This is a genomic window from Gilliamella sp. N-G2, assembly GCF_002142215.1.
In the GTDB taxonomy this organism is placed as follows: Bacteria; Pseudomonadota; Gammaproteobacteria; order Enterobacterales; family Orbaceae; genus Gilliamella.
In genome coordinates, this window is sequence record NZ_NAST01000013.1 from 65,933 (window position 1) to 85,175 (window position 19,243).

Annotated in this window: 19 protein-coding genes; 13 read left to right on the plus strand and 6 right to left on the minus strand. The window is 32.8% G+C overall.

What is annotated here, in order from left to right; all coding sequences use genetic code 11:
- Window positions 1-9: 9 nt before the first annotated feature.
- Entirely contained in the window at window positions 10-348 is a 339-nt protein-coding gene (gene glnB / locus B6C99_RS07645) for a nitrogen regulatory protein P-II (RefSeq protein ID WP_086359300.1), read from the plus strand.
- Here glnB and B6C99_RS07650 read toward each other — a convergent pair.
- Window positions 341-979: a hypothetical protein gene (locus tag B6C99_RS07650; protein WP_086359301.1), complete on the minus strand. Its 639-nt coding sequence runs from the start codon at window positions 977-979 to the stop codon at window positions 341-343. The two genes, glnB and B6C99_RS07650, sit on opposite strands and share 8 nt — an antisense overlap.
- 325 nt (window positions 980-1,304) lie before the next feature.
- Here B6C99_RS07650 and B6C99_RS07655 point away from each other — a divergent pair, with 325 nt between their 5' ends.
- Window positions 1,305-1,922, plus strand: coding sequence for a TfoX/Sxy family protein (locus B6C99_RS07655; protein ID WP_086359302.1), 618 nt, complete (start codon window positions 1,305-1,307; stop codon window positions 1,920-1,922).
- A gap of 82 nt (window positions 1,923-2,004) precedes the next feature.
- Here the strand turns inward: B6C99_RS07655 and rhlB are convergent, their stop codons facing one another.
- Window positions 2,005-3,231, minus strand: coding sequence for an ATP-dependent RNA helicase RhlB (gene rhlB, locus B6C99_RS07660; protein WP_086359303.1), 1,227 nt, complete (start codon window positions 3,229-3,231; stop codon window positions 2,005-2,007).
- 153 nt (window positions 3,232-3,384) lie between these two features.
- On the opposite strand from rhlB, the gene trxA reads away from it, so the two are divergent.
- The 5 genes from trxA (at window position 3,385) to nrdG (ending at window position 9,882) form a co-directional block, all read left to right on the plus strand.
- Window positions 3,385-3,711, plus strand: coding sequence for a thioredoxin TrxA (gene trxA / locus B6C99_RS07665; protein WP_086359304.1), 327 nt, complete (start codon window positions 3,385-3,387; stop codon window positions 3,709-3,711).
- Between the two features lie 326 nt (window positions 3,712-4,037).
- Window positions 4,038-5,300: a transcription termination factor Rho gene (rho, locus tag B6C99_RS07670; RefSeq protein WP_065577819.1), complete on the plus strand. Its 1,263-nt coding sequence runs from the start codon at window positions 4,038-4,040 to the stop codon at window positions 5,298-5,300.
- A gap of 173 nt (window positions 5,301-5,473) precedes the next feature.
- Complete coding sequence (gndA, locus tag B6C99_RS07675) at window positions 5,474-6,889, plus strand: NADP-dependent phosphogluconate dehydrogenase (RefSeq protein ID WP_065651298.1); 1,416 nt, start codon at window positions 5,474-5,476, stop codon at window positions 6,887-6,889.
- A 375-nt stretch (window positions 6,890-7,264) separates the two neighbouring features.
- Entirely contained in the window at window positions 7,265-9,400 is a 2,136-nt protein-coding gene (gene nrdD, locus B6C99_RS07680) for an anaerobic ribonucleoside-triphosphate reductase (protein WP_065577817.1), read from the plus strand.
- A 17-nt stretch (window positions 9,401-9,417) separates the two neighbouring features.
- Window positions 9,418-9,882 carry an anaerobic ribonucleoside-triphosphate reductase-activating protein gene (gene nrdG, locus B6C99_RS07685; protein ID WP_086359305.1) on the plus strand — a complete coding sequence of 155 codons (465 nt, stop codon included), beginning with the start codon at window positions 9,418-9,420 and terminating at the stop codon, window positions 9,880-9,882.
- Between the two features lie 2 nt (window positions 9,883-9,884).
- Here the strand turns inward: nrdG and can are convergent, their stop codons facing one another.
- The 4 genes from can to B6C99_RS07705 all read right to left on the minus strand — a co-directional run bounded on the left by can (window position 9,885) and on the right by B6C99_RS07705 (window position 13,063).
- On the minus strand, window positions 9,885-10,544 hold the full coding sequence (gene can, locus B6C99_RS07690) for a carbonate dehydratase (protein WP_065577815.1): 660 nt from the start codon (window positions 10,542-10,544) through the stop codon (window positions 9,885-9,887).
- Window positions 10,545-10,600: 56 nt separating this feature from the next.
- Window positions 10,601-11,659: an FAD-binding protein gene (locus tag B6C99_RS07695; RefSeq protein WP_086359306.1), complete on the minus strand. Its 1,059-nt coding sequence runs from the start codon at window positions 11,657-11,659 to the stop codon at window positions 10,601-10,603.
- A gap of 154 nt (window positions 11,660-11,813) precedes the next feature.
- Window positions 11,814-12,848 carry a GTP-binding protein gene (locus B6C99_RS07700; protein ID WP_086359307.1) on the minus strand — a complete coding sequence of 345 codons (1,035 nt, stop codon included), beginning with the start codon at window positions 12,846-12,848 and terminating at the stop codon, window positions 11,814-11,816.
- A gap of 17 nt (window positions 12,849-12,865) precedes the next feature.
- Window positions 12,866-13,063, minus strand: a complete 198-nt coding sequence (locus tag B6C99_RS07705; RefSeq protein ID WP_065577812.1) for a YbdD/YjiX family protein — start codon at window positions 13,061-13,063, stop codon at window positions 12,866-12,868.
- A gap of 303 nt (window positions 13,064-13,366) precedes the next feature.
- On the opposite strand from B6C99_RS07705, the gene murA reads away from it, so the two are divergent.
- The 6 genes from murA to B6C99_RS07735 all read left to right on the plus strand — a co-directional run bounded on the left by murA (window position 13,367) and on the right by B6C99_RS07735 (window position 18,855).
- Window positions 13,367-14,620, plus strand: coding sequence for a UDP-N-acetylglucosamine 1-carboxyvinyltransferase (gene murA / locus B6C99_RS07710; RefSeq protein ID WP_086359308.1), 1,254 nt, complete (start codon window positions 13,367-13,369; stop codon window positions 14,618-14,620).
- A 53-nt stretch (window positions 14,621-14,673) separates the two neighbouring features.
- Window positions 14,674-15,249 carry a DJ-1 family glyoxalase III gene (locus B6C99_RS07715; RefSeq protein ID WP_086359309.1) on the plus strand — a complete coding sequence of 192 codons (576 nt, stop codon included), beginning with the start codon at window positions 14,674-14,676 and terminating at the stop codon, window positions 15,247-15,249.
- Window positions 15,250-15,260: 11 nt separating this feature from the next.
- Window positions 15,261-16,157: a cation diffusion facilitator family transporter gene (locus tag B6C99_RS07720; RefSeq protein ID WP_086359310.1), complete on the plus strand. Its 897-nt coding sequence runs from the start codon at window positions 15,261-15,263 to the stop codon at window positions 16,155-16,157.
- Between the two features lie 94 nt (window positions 16,158-16,251).
- Window positions 16,252-17,214: a 6-phosphofructokinase gene (gene pfkA / locus B6C99_RS07725; RefSeq protein WP_086359311.1), complete on the plus strand. Its 963-nt coding sequence runs from the start codon at window positions 16,252-16,254 to the stop codon at window positions 17,212-17,214.
- A gap of 167 nt (window positions 17,215-17,381) precedes the next feature.
- Window positions 17,382-17,633: a GNAT family N-acetyltransferase gene (locus B6C99_RS07730; protein WP_086359312.1), complete on the plus strand. Its 252-nt coding sequence runs from the start codon at window positions 17,382-17,384 to the stop codon at window positions 17,631-17,633.
- Window positions 17,634-17,784: 151 nt separating this feature from the next.
- Window positions 17,785-18,855, plus strand: coding sequence for an acyltransferase (locus B6C99_RS07735; RefSeq protein WP_158092457.1), 1,071 nt, complete (start codon window positions 17,785-17,787; stop codon window positions 18,853-18,855).
- The last annotated feature ends 388 nt before the right edge of the window (window positions 18,856-19,243 follow it).

Consider the following 19,243-nt stretch of genomic DNA (forward strand, 5'->3'; position numbering starts at 1 on the left):
AATAGAGATATGAAAAAAATTGAAGCAATTATCAAACCTTTTAAATTAGATGATATTCGAGAAGCACTTGCTGATCAAGGTATTACAGGTATGACAGTGACTGAAGTGAAAGGTTTTGGTCGTCAAAAAGGACATACTGAACTTTATCGTGGTGCAGAATATATGGTTGATTTTTTACCTAAAGTAAAAATAGAACTTGTTGTACCTGATGATATTTTAGAAACCTGTATTGAAACTATTATGAAAACAGCGCAAACAGGTAAAATTGGTGATGGTAAAATATTCGTTTATAACGTAGAACAGGTGATTCGTATTCGCACTGGCGAAATGAATGACTCAGCTATTTAATTTTTTCGATTTGAATATCTGGGCGTTCTTGTCGAAGTAGATTATTGGTGACAACGCCTTGAATAGAACAAATTAAAAGATGCATATTCTCACCTTTTTCAAGTAATAATAGTTTTTCAGTTGTATTAGGTGCTGGAATTGTTTTTACGCCAACAACAGAGCCGGTATTTTTATGCCAAACTTGAATATCATCATTGACACTTCGAATTTTTGGATTAGCGATATAGAGTAGGTTATCTTCCATATTTTTCCATTCTAAAAAATCTAAGCTATCGCGGATTTGGTTGATATCATTTTCAATGATAAAACCCCAAAAATAATATTTTCCCATTTTTTTTAAATCCATTGCACTATCGTAGTATCCAATTATTTTTAAATTTTTATATGTGATTGGACTTCGAAAATAGACAAAGTTTTTAGTCGTATCACTTCGGTTTTCAACAGGGATATACGCTTGATTTTCATTGAAAATTTCAACATTAGTATGACTTTTCAAATCATTTTTGTGCTCATATACATATTTGAAAAAATCTGGATTACAAGATGTCAATGCTTCAATCAGAGATAAGTTATCGGCTGATGCAGTTGATACAAAAAACATAAAAAGTAATATAAAAGAGTTTTTAAACATGTTTAATCATCTTGATAAAAGTATGTATCATTCAATTCACTATTATTGATTGTATAATTATTACAATAGAATAACAATGTTAATGCAGCTTTTCTTTTTTAAAGAATTATTAAGATTTGTAACAGGTTTAACCCCCATAAATTTAAGAACAAAAAAATATAATTAATCAAGCACAAATATTATTAATGTTCATTTATGGAAGACAGATCTCATATTTGTCAATTTATCTTAAATATTCATTTGAATATCAAATAAATTACTATAGTTTAGCATAAAAACAACCCACTAAAATTACTTAAACAAGTAAGTTAGAAAGGAACTTATTATGCGTAAAGAATTAGCGGAAAAAATAAAACAGGAGTTTTCTGGCTTTAAAGATGTTTCGATAAGATCGTTTTTTGGCGGATTTAGTCTTAATAGCGAGTCAACTATGTTTGGGTGGGTTGATCAAAAAAATGTTTATTTAAGAGCTCATCCTAGTTATCGATCAATTTTTATTGAACTAGGTATGCAACCACTCAATTTGATTTTTGATGGTTCTAATAAATTACTTGATTATTATAAAGTTGGTAATGAATTACTTACAGACCGTAAGAAGTTGCATGAAATTGTTAAAATAGTGATTGATCATGCTATACAAGATCAAAATGAAAAGTTAACTAAAAATAAAAATCGTTTAAAAGCATTACCTAATATGACAGTGTCGTTAGAAAAATTAATGATAAGTGTTGATATTACCAATATTGACATTTTCAAAAGAACCAATTATTTAGAAACCTACTACAGGATTAAAAACAAAAATCCCAAACTTTCAATTAATATTCTTTTTGGTCTATATGGAGCATTGCATGGTAAGCATGTTGCATTATTATCACAGGATCTAAAAAAAGAAATTAAATTAGCTTATCAGGATTTTTTGGACAAAAAACAGAATGTTAATTGATTTTTTTTCAAATGATAAAAATATCATCATTTAATCTAGTTTTTAATGATGATATTTTATTAAAAATTAAACAATAATCTTTTTATAATGATTTTCTATGATTTGGTCTTTTAAATGGTCTAGGTGTTGGCAAATCAGATAATAACATCAAAGGATCATAATGGCTAACCGGAATAGCGTGATCAATAGCTTTTTCAATGGCTGGTAGGTTTTGAGAGTAACGTTCGCAAGCTAATGAAATTGAATAACCTTCAGCACCAGCACGGCCAGTACGACCAATTCGATGACGGTAATCATCACAATCATCAGGCAGATCATAATTAAAAACGTGAGTTACATTTGGAATATGTAAACCTCGTGCAGCAACATCCGTTGCGACTAATATATCAAGATCACCTTGAGTGAATTTATCAAGAATAGATAAACGTTTTTTTTGTGCTATATCACCCGTCAATAAGCCGACACGATGACCGTCAGCCACTAAATGGCGCCAAATTTTCTCACAAGCAATTTTAGTATTTGCAAATACAATACAGCGATCTGGCCATTCTTCTTCAATTAAAGTTTGTAGTAAAGCTAATTTATCCTCATTTGATGGGAAAAATAGTTCTTCTTTAATTCTATGACCAATTTTTTGTTCAGGTTCAACTTCAATATATTGTGGTTCATTCATATATTCAAAAGCAAGCTCACGAACATTATGAGTTAAAGTTGCAGAAAATAACATAGTGAGGCGTTTTTTAGGTGATGACATATGTTTAAATATCCAACGAATATCACGGATAAAACCTAAATCAAACATACGATCTGCTTCATCAAGAACGGCAACCTGAATTGCCTCTAAGTTAATATAATCTTGTTTTGCATAATCAATTAGTCGACCAGTGGTTGCAATTAATATATCAACACCAGCAGACAACATTTTTAATTGTTTATCATAACCATCACCTCCATAAGCTAAACCTAATTTGAGGCCAGTTTGTTCTGAAAGCGTTTGTGCATCATGATAAATTTGTACCACTAATTCACGTGTTGGTGCAATAATGATAGCTCGTGGCTGATTAGGCTTATGATCGGCTAATGGATCATTATTCAATAAATGATTAAATGTTGAAGCCAAAAACGCAATCGTTTTACCCGTACCAGTTTGTCCTTGTCCTGCAATGTCAATTCCTTTTGAGGTTAATGGTAATGTTTGTTCTTGAATTGGGGTACAGTAAACGAAACCTTTTTTCTCCAATGCTTTTATAACTAATGGATGCAGGGGAAATTGATTGAAAGTTGTTTTTGTAAGATATGATTGAATCATTATTGTTTAAAGTATAATTATCAGAATTCAGCAATTGTAACATACTAAATATAACAACTTCACTAATAATTATATCCTATTATAATAATTACTAGCAGTAGATATGAAAATATCCTAATATAATTCCTGATAAATTTCTTAGGAGATAATTAAATGAGTCATAGCATTGTTTCACTTTCTGAAGCTACATTTGATAATACAATTAACGAATCAACAAAACCTGTATTAGTTGATTTTTGGGCTGAATGGTGTGGACCTTGTAAAATGGTTGCCCCTATTTTAGAGGAAATCTCTCAAGAGTATGGTGATAAAATTATTATTGCTAAATTAAACGTAGAACAAAATCCAAATATAGCGCCAAAATTTGGTATTCGTGGTATTCCAACATTATTAATTTTTAAAAATGGTGAAGTAGTAGCTACTCAAGTAGGTGCATTATCAAAAGCACAACTTAAAGCATTTATCGAACCACAACTTTGATTTGTTCAATAAATATAAATAATAAGCGTTTAAAATAGCGCTTATTATTTTTTATTCCAATAAAATATAATTAAAAATATAGACATCCCTATAAATTTAGTGTAAATTGCTAAACTCTTACATAGACCCCTTTCAGCAATCCATTGTTTTTCTTGATAAAGTGGTAAATATTCAATAACCAAATAAACAATTATCATCGAAAGCTGAGTAATAAATTAATATTATACATTGTTAGGAAGAGAATTTTTTATAAGTAAGTGAAAGAAATATATAACAAAAGCAGTAATTGCAAACATATCAATTTTATCCTCAAGAATTTATAAATTATGAATTTAACTGAATTAAAAAACACTTCTGTCGCCGAGCTTGTAGCGCTTGGTGAGAAAAAAATGGGGCTTGAAAATCTTGCCCGTCTTAGAAAACAAGATATTATCTTTGCAATCTTAAAACAGCACGCTAAAAGTGGTGAAGATATTTTTGGCGACGGTGTTCTCGAGATTTTGCAAGATGGCTTTGGATTTTTGCGTTCTGCTGATAGTTCTTATTTAGCAGGGCCTGATGATATATATGTTTCACCAAGTCAAATTCGGCGCTTTAATTTACGAACAGGTGATACTATAGCCGGTAAAATTAGACCGCCAAAAGAAGGCGAGCGTTATTTTGCTTTATTAAAAGTAAATGAAGTTAACCACGATAAACCTGAAGACGCTCGCAATAAGATCCTTTTTGAAAACTTAACTCCTCTACACCCTAACTCTCGCTTACGTATGGAACGTGGCAATGGCTCAACCGAAGATATTACCGCAAGAGTACTTGATTTAGCCTCTCCAATTGGTAAAGGTCAACGTGGTTTGATTGTTGCGCCACCTAAAGCGGGTAAAACCATGTTATTACAAAACATTGCTCAAAGTTTAGCAGTTAATCATCCTGAGTGTGAATTAGTTGTTTTAATGATTGATGAGCGACCAGAAGAAGTGACTGAAATGCAACGCCTAGTTAAAGGTGAGGTCGTGGCTTCAACGTTTGATGAACCAGCGGCAAGACATGTTCAAGTTGCCGAAATGGTAATAGAACGTGCAAAACGTTTGGTCGAGCACAAAAAAGATGTCATTATTTTATTAGACTCAATTACTCGTTTAGCTCGTGCATACAATACTGTTATTCCATCATCAGGCAAAGTATTAACTGGTGGTGTTGATGCTAATGCCTTACATCGTCCTAAACGCTTTTTCGGTGCTGCTCGTAATGTGGAAGAAGGTGGTAGTTTAACCATTATAGCGACGGCTCTAATTGATACTGGTTCTAAAATGGATGAAGTTATTTACGAAGAATTTAAAGGTACTGGTAATATGGAAGTACATTTATCGCGTAAAATTGCTGAACGCCGCGTATTTCCTGCTATTGACTTTAACCGTTCAGGTACTCGTAAAGAAGATTTAATGACTTCTCCAGACGAATTACAAAAAATGTGGATTTTACGTAAAATTCTCAATCCAATGGGCGAAATTGACGCAATGGAGTTCTTAATCGATAAACTTGCCATGACTAAAACCAATGATGAGTTTTTTGAAATGATGAAACGCTCATAATTTGCTTTGTTTAAAGTAATTTAATTAAAGTTATGAAAAAAAGCCGTATTAAGTATTGATACGGCTTTTTTTATGGCAGAATGTAATCTAATTGTGACGAAATAATTGTGTTAACGCAGTAATATCAAACCTTGTAAGGTTATAAAGATTAAATCAAGTAAAGGAGCCAAATTATGTCTAAACAACAAATCGGTGTCATCGGAATGGCGGTTATGGGGCGAAATCTAGCACTGAATATCGAAAGTCGTGGATTTTCAGTATCAATTTACAATCGCTCTAGAGATAAAACAGAAGAGGTTATAGCAGAACATTCTGATAAACGATTGGTTCCTTATTATTCTATTGAAGATTTTGTTAATTCTTTGGAAAAACCTCGTCGTATCCTAATTATGGTACAAGCAGGTAAAGGTACCGATGCAGTTATAGATGAACTCAGACCCTTATTAGATAAAGGTGATATTATTATTGATGGTGGTAATGCTTATTTTGAGGATACAATCCGTCGTAATAAAATGTTATCAGATGAAGGCTTTAATTTTATCGGAACAGGTGTTTCAGGAGGTGAGGAAGGTGCATTAAAAGGACCATCGATTATGCCTGGCGGTCAAAAAGAAGCTTATGAACTTGTTGCACCAATTTTAGAAAAAATTGCTGCAAAAGCGAATGGGGAACCTTGCGTAGCTTATATAGGCCCTGATGGAGCCGGACATTATGTCAAAATGGCTCACAACGGCATTGAATATGGTGATATGCAATTAATCGCTGAAAGCTATAGTGTATTAAAACATGTAGGTGGATTAACTAATGATGAACTTTCTGACGTTTTTTCTGATTGGAATAAAGGCGAGTTAGATAGTTATTTAACCGAAATTACGGCAGATATTTTTAAATATAAAGATGAAAATGGCGATTATTTGGTTGATAAGATTCTGGATGCAGCAGGTAATAAAGGTACTGGCAAATGGACAAGCCAAAGTGCATTAGATTTAGGCGAACCATTATCTTTAATTACTGAATCGGTATTTGCACGTTATATTTCAGCGATTAAGGATCAACGTGTTGCTGCGTCAAAAGTACTAAAAGGTCCTAGTAAAGAGGCATTTACAGGAGATAAGCAAGTATTAATTGAAAAAGTTCGTAAAGCGCTTTATATGGGGAAAATTATCTCTTATGCACAAGGGTTTGCTCAATTAAAAGCTGCATCAGAACATTATAATTGGCAACTAAATTATGGTGAAATCGCTAAGATTTTTAGAGCAGGTTGTATTATTCGGGCACAATTTTTACAAAAAATTACTGATGCTTATAATGAAAATAATAATATTGATAACTTACTTTTAGCGCCATATTTTTCTAAAACCGTTGAAGCCTATCAACAATCATTGCGTGATGTAATTTGTTTAGCTGTTTCGCATGGTATCGCTGTTCCTACACTGTCGGCTGCAATCGCATATTATGATAGTTATCGTTCAGCAGTATTACCGGCTAATTTAATTCAAGCTCAACGAGATTATTTTGGTGCGCACACTTATAAACGAATCGATAAAGAAGGTGTATTCCATACTGATTGGTTAAATATTGAATCTTAATTCTGATTAATATCTATACTTGTTCTTATATAAGAGTGCAAAATTAATTTGCACTCTAACAAAATTTATTCACCTTTTATATCCTATTTATCCACATTTTTTTAATGCTATTCACCGGAAGACTTGTGATTATTGGCGTTTGCCTTGTCAAGTAAATTATTTTTTTTAAAAACTAGAAAAACACAATATATGGTGTATAATTCAAGCATATTTACTACATATAGTGTTTTCTAAAGCGATGTGAAAATCCGAGTTTATATCAAAATGCCTCATATTTTAATAAAAAATCAATAGTTTTGAATAAATCCATTAACTATTAAGGTCGATAAAAACTCACGCTAAGCGCTAACTATTAATGAATATTGAGGAGTATATATGCCCGTAGTAATCAAACGTGACGGTTGTCAGACTGCATTTAATGAGACTCGTATTAAGGATGCTATTATAAGAGCAGCTGTTGCGGCTAATGTTAATGATCCAGATTATTGTGCAGCGGTGGCTCGCGTAGTGACTAATCAAATGATGGATCGTGAAAGTGTCGATATTAATGAAATTCAAAATGTTGTTGAAAATCAACTAATGTCAGGCCCTTATAAAAAATTAGCGAGAACCTATATTGAATATCGACATGATCGTGATCGTGCTCGTGAAGAGCGTAGCCGTTTAAATCAAGATATTCGTGGGCTAATAGAGCAAAGTAATGTCGCTATTTTGAACGAAAATGCGAATAAAGATAGTAAAGTCATTCCTACTCAACGCGATTTATTAGCAGGTATTGTTGCTCGACATTATGCGAAACAATATTTATTACCAAAGGATATTTCGCGCGCGCATGATAGCGGTGAAATACATTATCATGACCTTGATTATGCACCATTTTTCCCAATGTTTAACTGTATGTTAATTGATTTAGATGGCATGTTAACTAATGGCTTTAAAATGGGTAATGCTGAAATTGAACCGCCAAAATCTATCGCAACAGCAACAGCAGTAACAGCTCAAATTATTGCGCAAGTTGCTAGTCATATTTATGGTGGTACCACCATAAATCGTATTGATGAAATTTTAGCAAAATTTGTCACTATTAGTTATCAAAAACATAAGCAAGTTGCTGAGGAATGGAATATCCCAAATCCAGAGGCTTATGCAGAAAGTCGTACCCAAAAAGAGTGTTATGATGCATTTCAATCTTTAGAATATGAAGTAAATACTTTGCATACTGCTAATGGACAAACTCCATTTGTTACTTTTGGTTTTGGTTTAGGAACAAGTTGGGAATCGCGGTTAATTCAAGAATCAATTTTAAAAGTGCGTATAAAAGGGTTAGGTAAAAATCATAAAACGGCGGTATTCCCTAAATTAGTGTTTGCCATTAAAGATGGTATTAATCACAAACAAGGTGATGCAAATTATGATATTAAACAGTTAGCATTAGAGTGTGCAAGTAAACGTATGTATCCAGATATTTTAAACTACGATAAAGTTGTTGAAGTAACTGGATCATTTAAAACGCCAATGGGATGCCGTAGCTTTTTAGGTGTTTATGAAGAAGACGGTCAACAAATTCATGATGGCCGGAATAATTTAGGTGTTATTAGTCTTAACTTACCTCGTATCGCCATTGAAGCTAAAGGTGATGAAGCTCGTTTCTGGGAAATTTTAGACAAACGTTTAACACTTTGTAAAAAGGCATTGATGACTCGTATTGCTCGTCTTGATGGTGTCAAAGCTCGTGTTGCTCCGATTTTATATATGGAAGGTGCTTGTGGTGTTCGCTTAAAAGAAGATGACAGTGTTTCTGAAATCTTCAAAAATGGCCGTGCATCAATCTCTTTAGGTTATATTGGTCTGCATGAAACTTTAAATGCACTTTATGGTAACCAAACTCATCCATTCGATAGCGAAACCTTACGTAATAAAGGTGTAGCAATTGTTGAACATTTAGCTAAAGCGGTTGAGCAATGGAAAAAAGAGACTGGTTATGGATTTAGTTTATATAGTACACCGAGTGAAAACTTATGTGACCGATTCTGCCGTTTAGATACTTCTGAATTTGGTATTATTCCTGGAGTAACAGATAAAGGTTACTATACTAACAGTTTCCACCTTGATGTTGAGAAAAAAGTGAATCCATATGAAAAAATCGAATTTGAAAAACCTTATCCAGCAGTAGCCAGCGGTGGTTTTATTTGTTATGGCGAATACCCTAACATGATTAATAATGTTAAAGCATTAGAAGATGTGTGGGACTACAGCTATACGCGTGTACCTTATTATGGTACCAATACGCCAATTGACGAATGTTATGAATGTGGTTATACCGGTGAATTTTCATGTACTAGCAAAGGTTTTGTTTGTCCTAGCTGTGGTAATCATGATTCAGCTAAAGTTTCTGTTACTCGTCGTGTTTGTGGATATTTAGGTAGTCCTGATGCTCGTCCATTTAATGCGGGTAAACAAGAAGAAGTCAAACGCCGAGTTAAACATTTAGATAATGGGCAAATAGGCTAATAAATTATTTTATCATTATGAATTATCATCGTTATTATCCTGTTGATGTTGTTAATGGCGAAGGGACTCGTTGTGCACTTTTTGTTGCCGGCTGTATACACCAATGTCCTGGCTGTTATAACAAAAGCACATGGGGAATAAACTCTGGTAAGCCATTTACACAATCACTTGAAGATCAAATTATTAAAGATTTACAAGATACTGAAATAAAACGCCAAGGATTATCACTTTCTGGTGGTGATCCTTTGCACCCACAAAATGTCCCTGCCATTTTAAAACTGGTAAAACGAGTAAAAAATGAGTGTGATAATAAAGATATTTGGTTGTGGACAGGCTATAAGCTTGATGAATTAACCGATGCTCAACAAGCTGTAGTTCCCTATATAGATGTTTTGATTGATGGAAAATTTGTGCAAGAACTGGCTGATCCCAAACTATTATGGCGAGGCAGCAGTAATCAAATTATCCATCGATTTAAATAAAATTATTGTGATTTATGCAAATTTAACAGATAAGAAATAGCTTCTCGATAATTGATTTCAAGATTTTCACTGCTCGATGATGTAATATGTAAGTCAGTAATCTTGCCATTATCAATCCCATAAACCCAACCATGTAAATTAACTTTTTTACCTCTTTGCCATGCGGATTGAATAACGGTTGAATGCCCTAGATTATAAACTTGTTCAATAACATTAAGCTCGCATAAGATATCTAAACGAATATCGGCCGGAAACTCGCCAATTAAAGAACTATAACGGAACCATAAGTCACGAATATGTAATAACCAATTGTTAATTAGACCTAGATCGGGGTTTTCGACTGCAGCTTTAATTCCACCACAACCTAAGTGTCCACAAATGATAATATCTTCTATCTCAAGTACATCAACGGCATATTGCACGACAGATAAACAGTTAAGATCGGTATGGATAACCAAATTACCAACATTACGGTGAACAAATAATTCTCCGGGTTTTAATTTAATCAATTTTTCAGCTGGTACTCGACTATCAGAACAGCCAATCCATAAAAATTTGGGGTTCTGAGCAATGGCAAGCTGTTTAAAAAAATCAGGATCTTCTTGTTCTATTTTTTCTGACCATTCGTGATTAAAGCGAATAAGATCGCTAACATCAAACATAATGTCTATTCCTTGTTATATTTCATTGTTAGTAACATTTGCTAATTTTGTATTAGCTAAATTGTTTTTATATGCTGAATTTTACTTTTCATTATTAATTTTCGCCATATTGGCGTAGTAAGAATTTTAGCTTTAATAATTTTGCTATATAGTTTAAAGCGTAAAGGCATTGTTTTTTGATAATAATGTTTATTAGGTTTTGCTACGCCACTATTTAATATTTTGCTAAGAATTTCAGCGCTATCAAGTGCATAACTGATACCTTCTAGTGAGCTAGCACTAATAAAGCCCGCAGCTTCACCAATTAAAAAGATATTTTCATTACCAGTATAAAAATCTCGGAATCGATTTGGATAAACAACAAGACACTTTTCGGTTTTTAATGGTTCGCCAAAAATAAAACCTTGTTGAGCTAATTTTTCTTTTAATAACTCGAAATGTTGATTGGCTGTCTTTTTAGGGAAGGCACCGCCAAAAATGAAATATTTATTTTTGGAAATGCTCCATGCATAACAATTTGTGGTTTTATTATCAAAAATACAAGAATAAAAGGGAATTTTATGGTTGTCTGTAAACCATTGTTGGATAGCAACATATTGTCTAATGGAATGATTAGGATAGCGCATACGTCTCACAACTGAATTTGCGCCATCAGCTCCAACTACGTATCTAGCGGTAATCTTATGTTCAATTTTATTTTCATCAATATAAGTGACTTGATATCCATCAATGACTCTTCTGATTTCTTTGCATAGCGTATTATGTAACACATTAACACTATTGGGTATAAGCGATTTTAACCATAGATCGAATTTATGTCGATCAAAATTGACATAACTGCGTTGATAATTACGGATCAGTTTAGTTTGCAGATCGATGGTTTTTACGCTGAAAATTTGCGGATCAGTTAATATATCCAATGGTAAATTTAGCTTTTGTCTTACAAACGCTTTCTGTGCATCATTAGCCAATAAGCCACCACATGGTTTATGAAAACCTTCATCACCAGCTTGATGTTTTTTATCTAATGCAATGATCTTAAAAGATGGGCTAAGTAACCGAGCGAGCGTGCTACCAGCAGGTCCAAGTCCAATGATGGCAATATCGTAATCCATATTCTTGTGTTGTCTATTTTATTTGGTTGAAAGTTGACCATTTTACCACATTCGATAAAAAGGCAGTTAATAGTAAAATCGAAGATTTATTCGATTTTACTAAAAAATTTTGAGGAAAGGGGTTTTTTAGTCAATTTTAATTAATTGTGATCAGTTAATTTGCTACTGTCTGTAAAAATTCCTTATTTAATTCATCAAATGGTAAAGTTCGACTAATCACAACTAAGCGAGATATTTTTTTGGAAGCTTGTTGCCATGGAGAACCGTAATCAAAACCGACAATTTTATGGACTCCTTGAACAATGAGCCTTTGGTTATTGTCTTTTATTGCAAGTATTCCTTTATAGCGCAGCATATCATTGCCGTATTTTTCAACTAGATTTTCCATAAATGAGCCAATCTTTTTAAGATCAAGCTCTCCAGCTTCAAAAAGATAGGAACATATATCATCATTCCAAGATGAGGTTTGATATGGAATTGTTTTAAAATTAGTTTCTAAATGTTTGGATGGATTAACAATAAAAAAACCTTTATTAAGAACTAATTCCTCATCTAAATCAAAAGCATGGATATCTAACCATTGTGATTTTGCAATTTTACCATTAATCGCTTGATAGATAGTTGCTTTACTATTAATTTTTTGAAGGCGATTTAGAATTTCAATTTGTTGTTGTTCGGTGATGCAGTCGGTTTTAGATAAAATAATACGATCGGCAAAACCAATTTGAGAAACGGCAACTCGATGTTCATTTAAATGTTGCAAAATATGTTGAGAATCAACAATCGTAATAATTGCATCAAGTCTAATGGTTTCTCTAATTAGCTCATCAATAAAAAAAGTTTGAATAATAGGTGCCGGGTCGGCAAGACCAGTGGTTTCAATAATAAGTCTATCAAATTGCAATTTACCAGCTTGTCTTTCTGCGTGCAATTGATGGAGAGCTTTGGTCAATTCACCTTGCACAGTACAACAAATGCAACCATTGGTCATTTCAACAATTTGAATATCATGATTTGGTGTAAGTAAGTTGCTATCAAGATTTACTGGACCAAATTCATTTTCAATAATCATTATTTTTTCATTGTGATTATTTTCAAGCAGGTAATTGATGAGAGTTGTTTTTCCTGAGCCGAGAAAACCAGTTAATAAGGTGACTGGTAACAAGGAAGTACTAATATCTTGTGTCATAAACTATTCCTTTCTATTTAACAACACTTAAAGCCACCTTTACCACCATAACGAGCATCTTGTCGTTCTTTAAAAAACTCCTCATAAGTCATAGGTGTTTGTTCTGGATGAGTTAGTTTCATATGTTGTACATACGTATCGTAATCGGGAATCCCAACCATTAGTTTGGCTGCTTGACCTAAATATTTTCCAGCTTTAGCGATTGAGTCAAACATATTTATCTCTTTTATTAAACAAAGCAGTTAAAATTATTTTATTTTTAAACAGTTGATATTTTCAAAGATATCAATCTCACTATAAATGTCGATGTGAAGTGAGTCAATCTCTGATTAATAATAATTTTAATCTAATTTATTAAATAAAATTTAGGAAAAATAAAAGAGGTATATCAAATAATTGAAATTGTGTTGGGTTGTTTTAGTGAAGATAAATTAGTCATTATATTTTGGTAAAATTCATTTATCTATTGATAAATAACTTCTATAATAACGGCCATTTAAAATGAATAAGAGTTAACAATGGAAAAGTTTCACGTTACTGGCCCTACTTCTTTAAATGGGGAAGTTGTCATTTCTGGCGCTAAAAATGCTGCGCTACCTATTTTATTTGCTGCAATTTTGGCTGAAAAACCAGTTGAGTTGCAAAATGTTCCCAAATTAAAAGATATCGATACAACACTTGAATTGCTTGCGCAATTAGGCGTGAAATACCAACGTAACGGTTCTATTCATCTTGATGCTGGCCAAATTGACAATTATTGTGCACCTTATGAACTCGTCAAAACCATGCGTGCATCAATTTGGGCTTTAGGTCCACTGGTTGCTCGATTTGGGCAAGGGCAAGTTTCATTACCGGGCGGATGTGCTATAGGTGCAAGACCTGTAGATTTGCATATTACAGGTTTACAACAGTTAGGTGCGACAATCACTTTAGATGAAGGATATGTTAAAGCCTCAGTTAATGGTCGTTTAAAAGGTGCTCACATTGTTATGGATAAGGTGAGTGTTGGAGCGACAGTAACAATTATGTGCGCAGCAACCTTAGCTGAAGGTAAAACTATAATAGAAAATGCAGCTTGTGAGCCTGAAATTGTTGATACTGCAAAATTCTTAAATATGCTAGGTGCTAAAATTACCGGGGTTGGCACGATGCGTATTGAAATTGAAGGTGTCACTAGTCTGGGTGGTGGCGTACACGAGGTTGTTTCTGATCGTATTGAAACAGGAACATTTTTGGTTGCAGCTGCTATTTCAAGAGGTAAAATAACTTGTCGTAAAACTGATCCAAATTTATTAGATGCTGTGCTATCAAAATTGAAGGAAGCTGGTGCTAATATTGAAACAGGTGAAGATTGGATTTGTTTAGATATGCAAGGCAAACGAGCAAAAGCTGTAAATATTCATACTGCACCACATCCAGGGTTCCCAACGGATATGCAAGCCCAGTTTTCATTATTAAACATGGTGGCAGAAGGAACTGGAATTATCAAAGAAACGATTTTTGAAAATCGCTTTATGCATGTGCCAGAGCTTATTCGTATGGGGGCTCATGGCGAAATCGAAGGTAATACTTTAATTACACATGGTGTTGAAAAACTTAGTGGTACTCAAGTTATGGCGACTGATTTACGAGCTTCAGCAAGTTTAGTTTTAGCTGGATGTATTGCTGAAGGTTCGACAGTTGTTGATCGTATTTACCATATTGATCGTGGTTATGATAATATTGAAGAGAAGCTTAGAAAATTGGGCGCTAATATCGAACGAGTAAAATAGTTTTAATTTTTGACGCTGTTTAAACACAGCTATTAGATAAAAAGGAGTGTAATATGACAAAGCAAGCATTAGTATTTTTATCGAATGGCTGTGAGGAAACCGAAGCTGTTACAACTATTGACCTATTAACTCGAGCCGGAATAAATGTCACTTATGCTAGCATCACCGAAGATAGACAAATTAAATGTTCTCGTGGAGTAACTATCTTAGCCCAAAAGGTATTTTCAGAAGTTAATAATCTTGAATTTGATGTGATTATTTTACCTGGTGGATTAAAAGGTGCGGAAAACTTTCGTGACTCCCAGCAATTAATTAAAAAATTAAAACAATCACATCAAGCCGGCAATTTGATTGCTGCCATTTGTGCAACTCCAGCAATGGTTTTGCAACATCACAATTTATTCCCAAATGCTTATATGACTGGTTATCCAACTACCAAAGATACAATTAAAAATTGGAAATCGGATAGAGTTTATTTTGATGCACAAAATAGAATCATTACCAGTCAAGGTCCTGCAACGTCTATTGATTTTGCATTGAAAATTATTGAAATTCTATTAGATAAAAAGGCTGCAGCTCAAGTTGCTGCACAATTGGTTCTACCACAAGGGATAGCATCCTACCAATAAATAGGTAACAAATGTCAAAATCACATTTGTACGAAAAGTTAATTAAAAGGGCAACACTAAGTGCTGTTTTAATTTCTGTTTTCCTAATTATTATAAAATTACTTACGTGCTGGTTTACTGGCTCGATGAGTTTGTTTGCCTCTCTTTTAGATTCAAGTATTGATTTACTTGCATCTGGACTTAACTTTTTCTTAGTTCGTTATGCATTAAAACCGGCTGATGATGATCACACTTTTGGGCACGGAAAAGCCGAATCGTTAGCTGCATTAGCACAAAGCACCTTTATTATTGGTTCTGCAACTATTTTGTTAATTTCAAGTATTAAATCTATTATTCATCCTGAAGCAATAGCCTCACCTCTACTAGGTATTGCCGTATCTGTGATTTCAGTTATTGTGACAGGTGTATTAGTTCTATATCAAAAATATGTAATAAAACAGACTAAAAGTAAAGCAATTGAAGCTGATATGTTGCACTATTCTTCTGATATGTTTATGAATATTGCGGTTATTGTAGCTCTCTTTTTAAGTTGGTACGGTATTACTTATGCTGACGCTTGTTTTGCCTTTTTTATTGCGTTATATATTTTTTATAATGCTTATAAAATAGCCTATAGTGCAATTCAAGACTTATTAGATAAAGCTTTGTCAGAAAGTGATAACCAAAAAATTTGTGAAATTGTTCGTTCATACTCAAATGTACATGGTTTTCATGATTTGAAAACTCGACAAGCTGGTCCGTTAAAATTTATACAGTTACATCTTGAATTAGACGATGATATGCCTTTAATCAAAGCTCATGCAGTCGCCGATACGATTGAGAAACATATTGCTCAAGAATTTGCTCCTGCAACAGTAATTATTCATCAAGATCCTGTTTCTGTTGTTCCGCTAGAAATGAATCAGTAGAAAAACTATTCAAAACAGCTCCTAAACTTTATATTGTTAGTTAATTATTATGACCTTATAATAGCCAAAGGTTTATAAATTGGAGTTATTTTTTATGATAAAAAAAATAGGTATTTTAACCAGTGGTGGTGATGCACCAGGGATGAATGCAGCTATTCGTGGAGTTGTGAGAACTGCGTTAACTGAAGGCTTAGATGTTTTCGGTATCTATGATGGTTATTTGGGACTTTGTGAAGATCACATTGTTAAGTTGGAGCGCTCTAGTGTTTCAGACATTATCACTCGAGGTGGGACGTTTTTAGGATCAGCAAGATTTCCTGAGTTTAAAAACCAAGAAGTTAGAAAAAAAGGCATTGACAATTTAAAGAAACATCAAATTGATGCTTTGGTCGTTATCGGTGGTGATGGTTCATATATGGGGGCTATGCGATTAACTGAAGAAGGTTTTCCATGTATTGGTTTACCTGGCACTATTGATAATGATATCCGTGGAACTGACTATACTATTGGTTATTTTACTGCACTAAGTACAGTGGTTGAATCTATAGATAGATTAAGAGACACTTGTTCTTCACATCATCGAATTTCTGTGATTGAGGTTATGGGGCGTGATTGTGGCGATTTGACATTAAGTGCATCAGTGGCTGGTGGTTGTGAATTTATGATTATCCCTGAAGTTTCATATACTAAAGAAGACTTAATTGAAGAAATAAAATTAGGTTTTGCTAAAGGGAAAAAACATGCGATTGTCACTGTTACTGAACATATGTGTGATGTAAATCAATTGGCCAAAGATATTGAAGCTGCAGTTCATCATGAAACTCGAGCAACGATTTTGGGACATGTACAACGCGGTGGTTCACCAGTGCCTTATGACCGAATTTTAGGTTCGCGCATGGGGGCTTATGCCGTTGAATTACTTATTAATGGTCATGCAGGACGTTGTGTCGGCATCCAAAATGGTAAATTAGTGCATCATGATATTATTGATGCGATTAATAATATGAAAAGACCATTTGATATGGACCTTTATAATACTGCAAAACGTTTATTTTAAAAATTTTAAAATTGATAATCGAGTATGATGTGAATAATTGATAGTGCTAAATTTTAATTAGATATCAATTATTCACACTATTGATCTTATAAAGATTTTTTATCAATGAATTTCAACATATTCTTCCGTTCATATTTTATTAATTTTGATATAATTTTGAGGTTTTTATGACATTACAATATAAGCAAGATAATGACCGTTTTTATGTTTGTAATGATAATAATCAAGTAATAGCTGAAATGACATTTACTCGAATTGGGCAAGATAAGGCAACGATTAATCATACATATACTGATTCTGTTTATCGAGGTCAAGGTATTGCAGACAAGCTACTTGAACTTGTGGTTAAAAAGTTACGACAAGAAAAACGTGAAATTATACCTTTATGTTCGTTTGCTAAGAATAAATTAACTAATTAATTAAAATCAGTTTTATACATAAATCTTTTTTTATTCTCTCCCGCTTTTGTCAAGAAATATTTTATTACTTTTCTATAATAATCTTAGTTTTTCTTAGCAGATTTTATGATAATGTATGCTAAATTTCCTTCGTTATATTTTTTGTATTAAAATGGCAACAATCAAACCTCAAAAAATTCATTCTATCCATGTATTGCGTGGCGTAGCTATCATTATGATCGTTTTTAGCCATTGCTTAGGTGTTTTTAAAAATAGTAATTTAATCGCTAATAGTTATTTATTTTCTTTTTTGAATTTATTTGCTTTTAACTTCACCACTTTTTTTGTTCTAATTGCGGGTTTTTTATTTCAACATTTAACATACAAATATAAGGTAAAGGAATATTATCTATCTAAATTCAAAACAGTTGTATGCCCATATATATCGGTATCAATCTTCTGTTTTTTTTACTTTCATTATCAGTCTTTATCTAGTTTACCTTTTTATTCATTTACTGAACCAAGTGCATTTGGTTCTATTGCCAAAATGATGTTAACCGGAACGCAATTGTTACCATTGTGGTTTATGCCAATGATTATCATGGTTTTTGCGATTAGTCCTTTACTATATTCTTGGTCTCAAAAGAGTTTGATTGTTATTGGTCTGATATCAATGTTTTGGGTAGTCATGTTTACTAAACCTGATTATACCAAGCCGTTATTAAATTTGTTGCATTATGGACCAGTTTATTTAACCGGTATGATGATAAAACAGAACTATGAAAAAATTATGCAACTAGTTAAAAATAATTTATTGCTAGTGATTTTCTTTTTTGGTTTATGTTTTTTTATTCCATTTGCTTATCGCTACCTTGATCATCTCTGCGTTGAAAAACTTTATTACGATACATTACAAAAGATTATTTTATTTATTTTAGCACTTTATTTTTTGGATGATTTGAACCACAAAAATAATGAAGGCAAAACATATAAGTTTTTTTCATTCATGGCAAATGTTAGTTTTCCAATTTATTTTATTCATGAAATTATTGTGATATTTTTAGAAACGCAATTGGTTAATTCACCTTTTGGATATATTATCAAAACAGATAATGGTCAATTAGCGTCACTTGGCGCTATTAGCTTTTTAATATGTACTTTGGCAATAAGTATTCTGGTAGCATATATCATTAAATTAGTATTCAATGATAAAGCAAAATATTTAATAGGAGGTAATCGTTAATATTTTGAAGAGTCATAGCTAAATGATTTTGACAAAGAGTTTAAGTTATCTATGATTGAAAATATTAATAAATGTTTCTAACAGTAAATTTCTTTTTTTAGAGTGTTTATAATAACATATTGTACTTCATAACAAATATACCAATATTGTAGCTGAACAAATAAAAAACAAACGGACTTCTAAGTATTATTTTTCACTTGCGAAAAAAAAAGAAGTGCCTATAATGCGCATCCACTGACACGGTGTCAGCGACAGGCAGATAAAGGTCGTGTTAGTGAGCAAGGTCAAAAATTTTAAAAAAAGATCTTGACGAATAAAAAGGTGTAGCGTAGTATACGCAGCCCTTGAGACAGCAAACTGAAACAAGAAATTGTGAAGTAAATTAAAA

Coding starts and splice junctions, on each gene's coding strand:
- glnB (WP_086359300.1), top strand. CDS start 10: ATGAAAAAAATTGAAGCAATTATCAAACCTTTTAAATTAGATGATATT.
- B6C99_RS07650 (WP_086359301.1), bottom strand. CDS start 979: ATGTTTAAAAACTCTTTTATATTACTTTTTATGTTTTTTGTATCAACT.
- B6C99_RS07655 (WP_086359302.1), top strand. CDS start 1,305: ATGCGTAAAGAATTAGCGGAAAAAATAAAACAGGAGTTTTCTGGCTTT.
- rhlB (WP_086359303.1), bottom strand. CDS start 3,231: ATGATTCAATCATATCTTACAAAAACAACTTTCAATCAATTTCCCCTG.
- trxA (WP_086359304.1), top strand. CDS start 3,385: ATGAGTCATAGCATTGTTTCACTTTCTGAAGCTACATTTGATAATACA.
- rho (WP_065577819.1), top strand. CDS start 4,038: ATGAATTTAACTGAATTAAAAAACACTTCTGTCGCCGAGCTTGTAGCG.
- gndA (WP_065651298.1), top strand. CDS start 5,474: ATGTCTAAACAACAAATCGGTGTCATCGGAATGGCGGTTATGGGGCGA.
- nrdD (WP_065577817.1), top strand. CDS start 7,265: ATGCCCGTAGTAATCAAACGTGACGGTTGTCAGACTGCATTTAATGAG.
- nrdG (WP_086359305.1), top strand. CDS start 9,418: ATGAATTATCATCGTTATTATCCTGTTGATGTTGTTAATGGCGAAGGG.
- can (WP_065577815.1), bottom strand. CDS start 10,544: ATGTTTGATGTTAGCGATCTTATTCGCTTTAATCACGAATGGTCAGAA.
- B6C99_RS07695 (WP_086359306.1), bottom strand. CDS start 11,659: ATGGATTACGATATTGCCATCATTGGACTTGGACCTGCTGGTAGCACG.
- B6C99_RS07700 (WP_086359307.1), bottom strand. CDS start 12,848: ATGACACAAGATATTAGTACTTCCTTGTTACCAGTCACCTTATTAACT.
- B6C99_RS07705 (WP_065577812.1), bottom strand. CDS start 13,063: ATGTTTGACTCAATCGCTAAAGCTGGAAAATATTTAGGTCAAGCAGCC.
- murA (WP_086359308.1), top strand. CDS start 13,367: ATGGAAAAGTTTCACGTTACTGGCCCTACTTCTTTAAATGGGGAAGTT.
- B6C99_RS07715 (WP_086359309.1), top strand. CDS start 14,674: ATGACAAAGCAAGCATTAGTATTTTTATCGAATGGCTGTGAGGAAACC.
- B6C99_RS07720 (WP_086359310.1), top strand. CDS start 15,261: ATGTCAAAATCACATTTGTACGAAAAGTTAATTAAAAGGGCAACACTA.
- pfkA (WP_086359311.1), top strand. CDS start 16,252: ATGATAAAAAAAATAGGTATTTTAACCAGTGGTGGTGATGCACCAGGG.
- B6C99_RS07730 (WP_086359312.1), top strand. CDS start 17,382: ATGACATTACAATATAAGCAAGATAATGACCGTTTTTATGTTTGTAAT.
- B6C99_RS07735 (WP_158092457.1), top strand. CDS start 17,785: ATGGCAACAATCAAACCTCAAAAAATTCATTCTATCCATGTATTGCGT.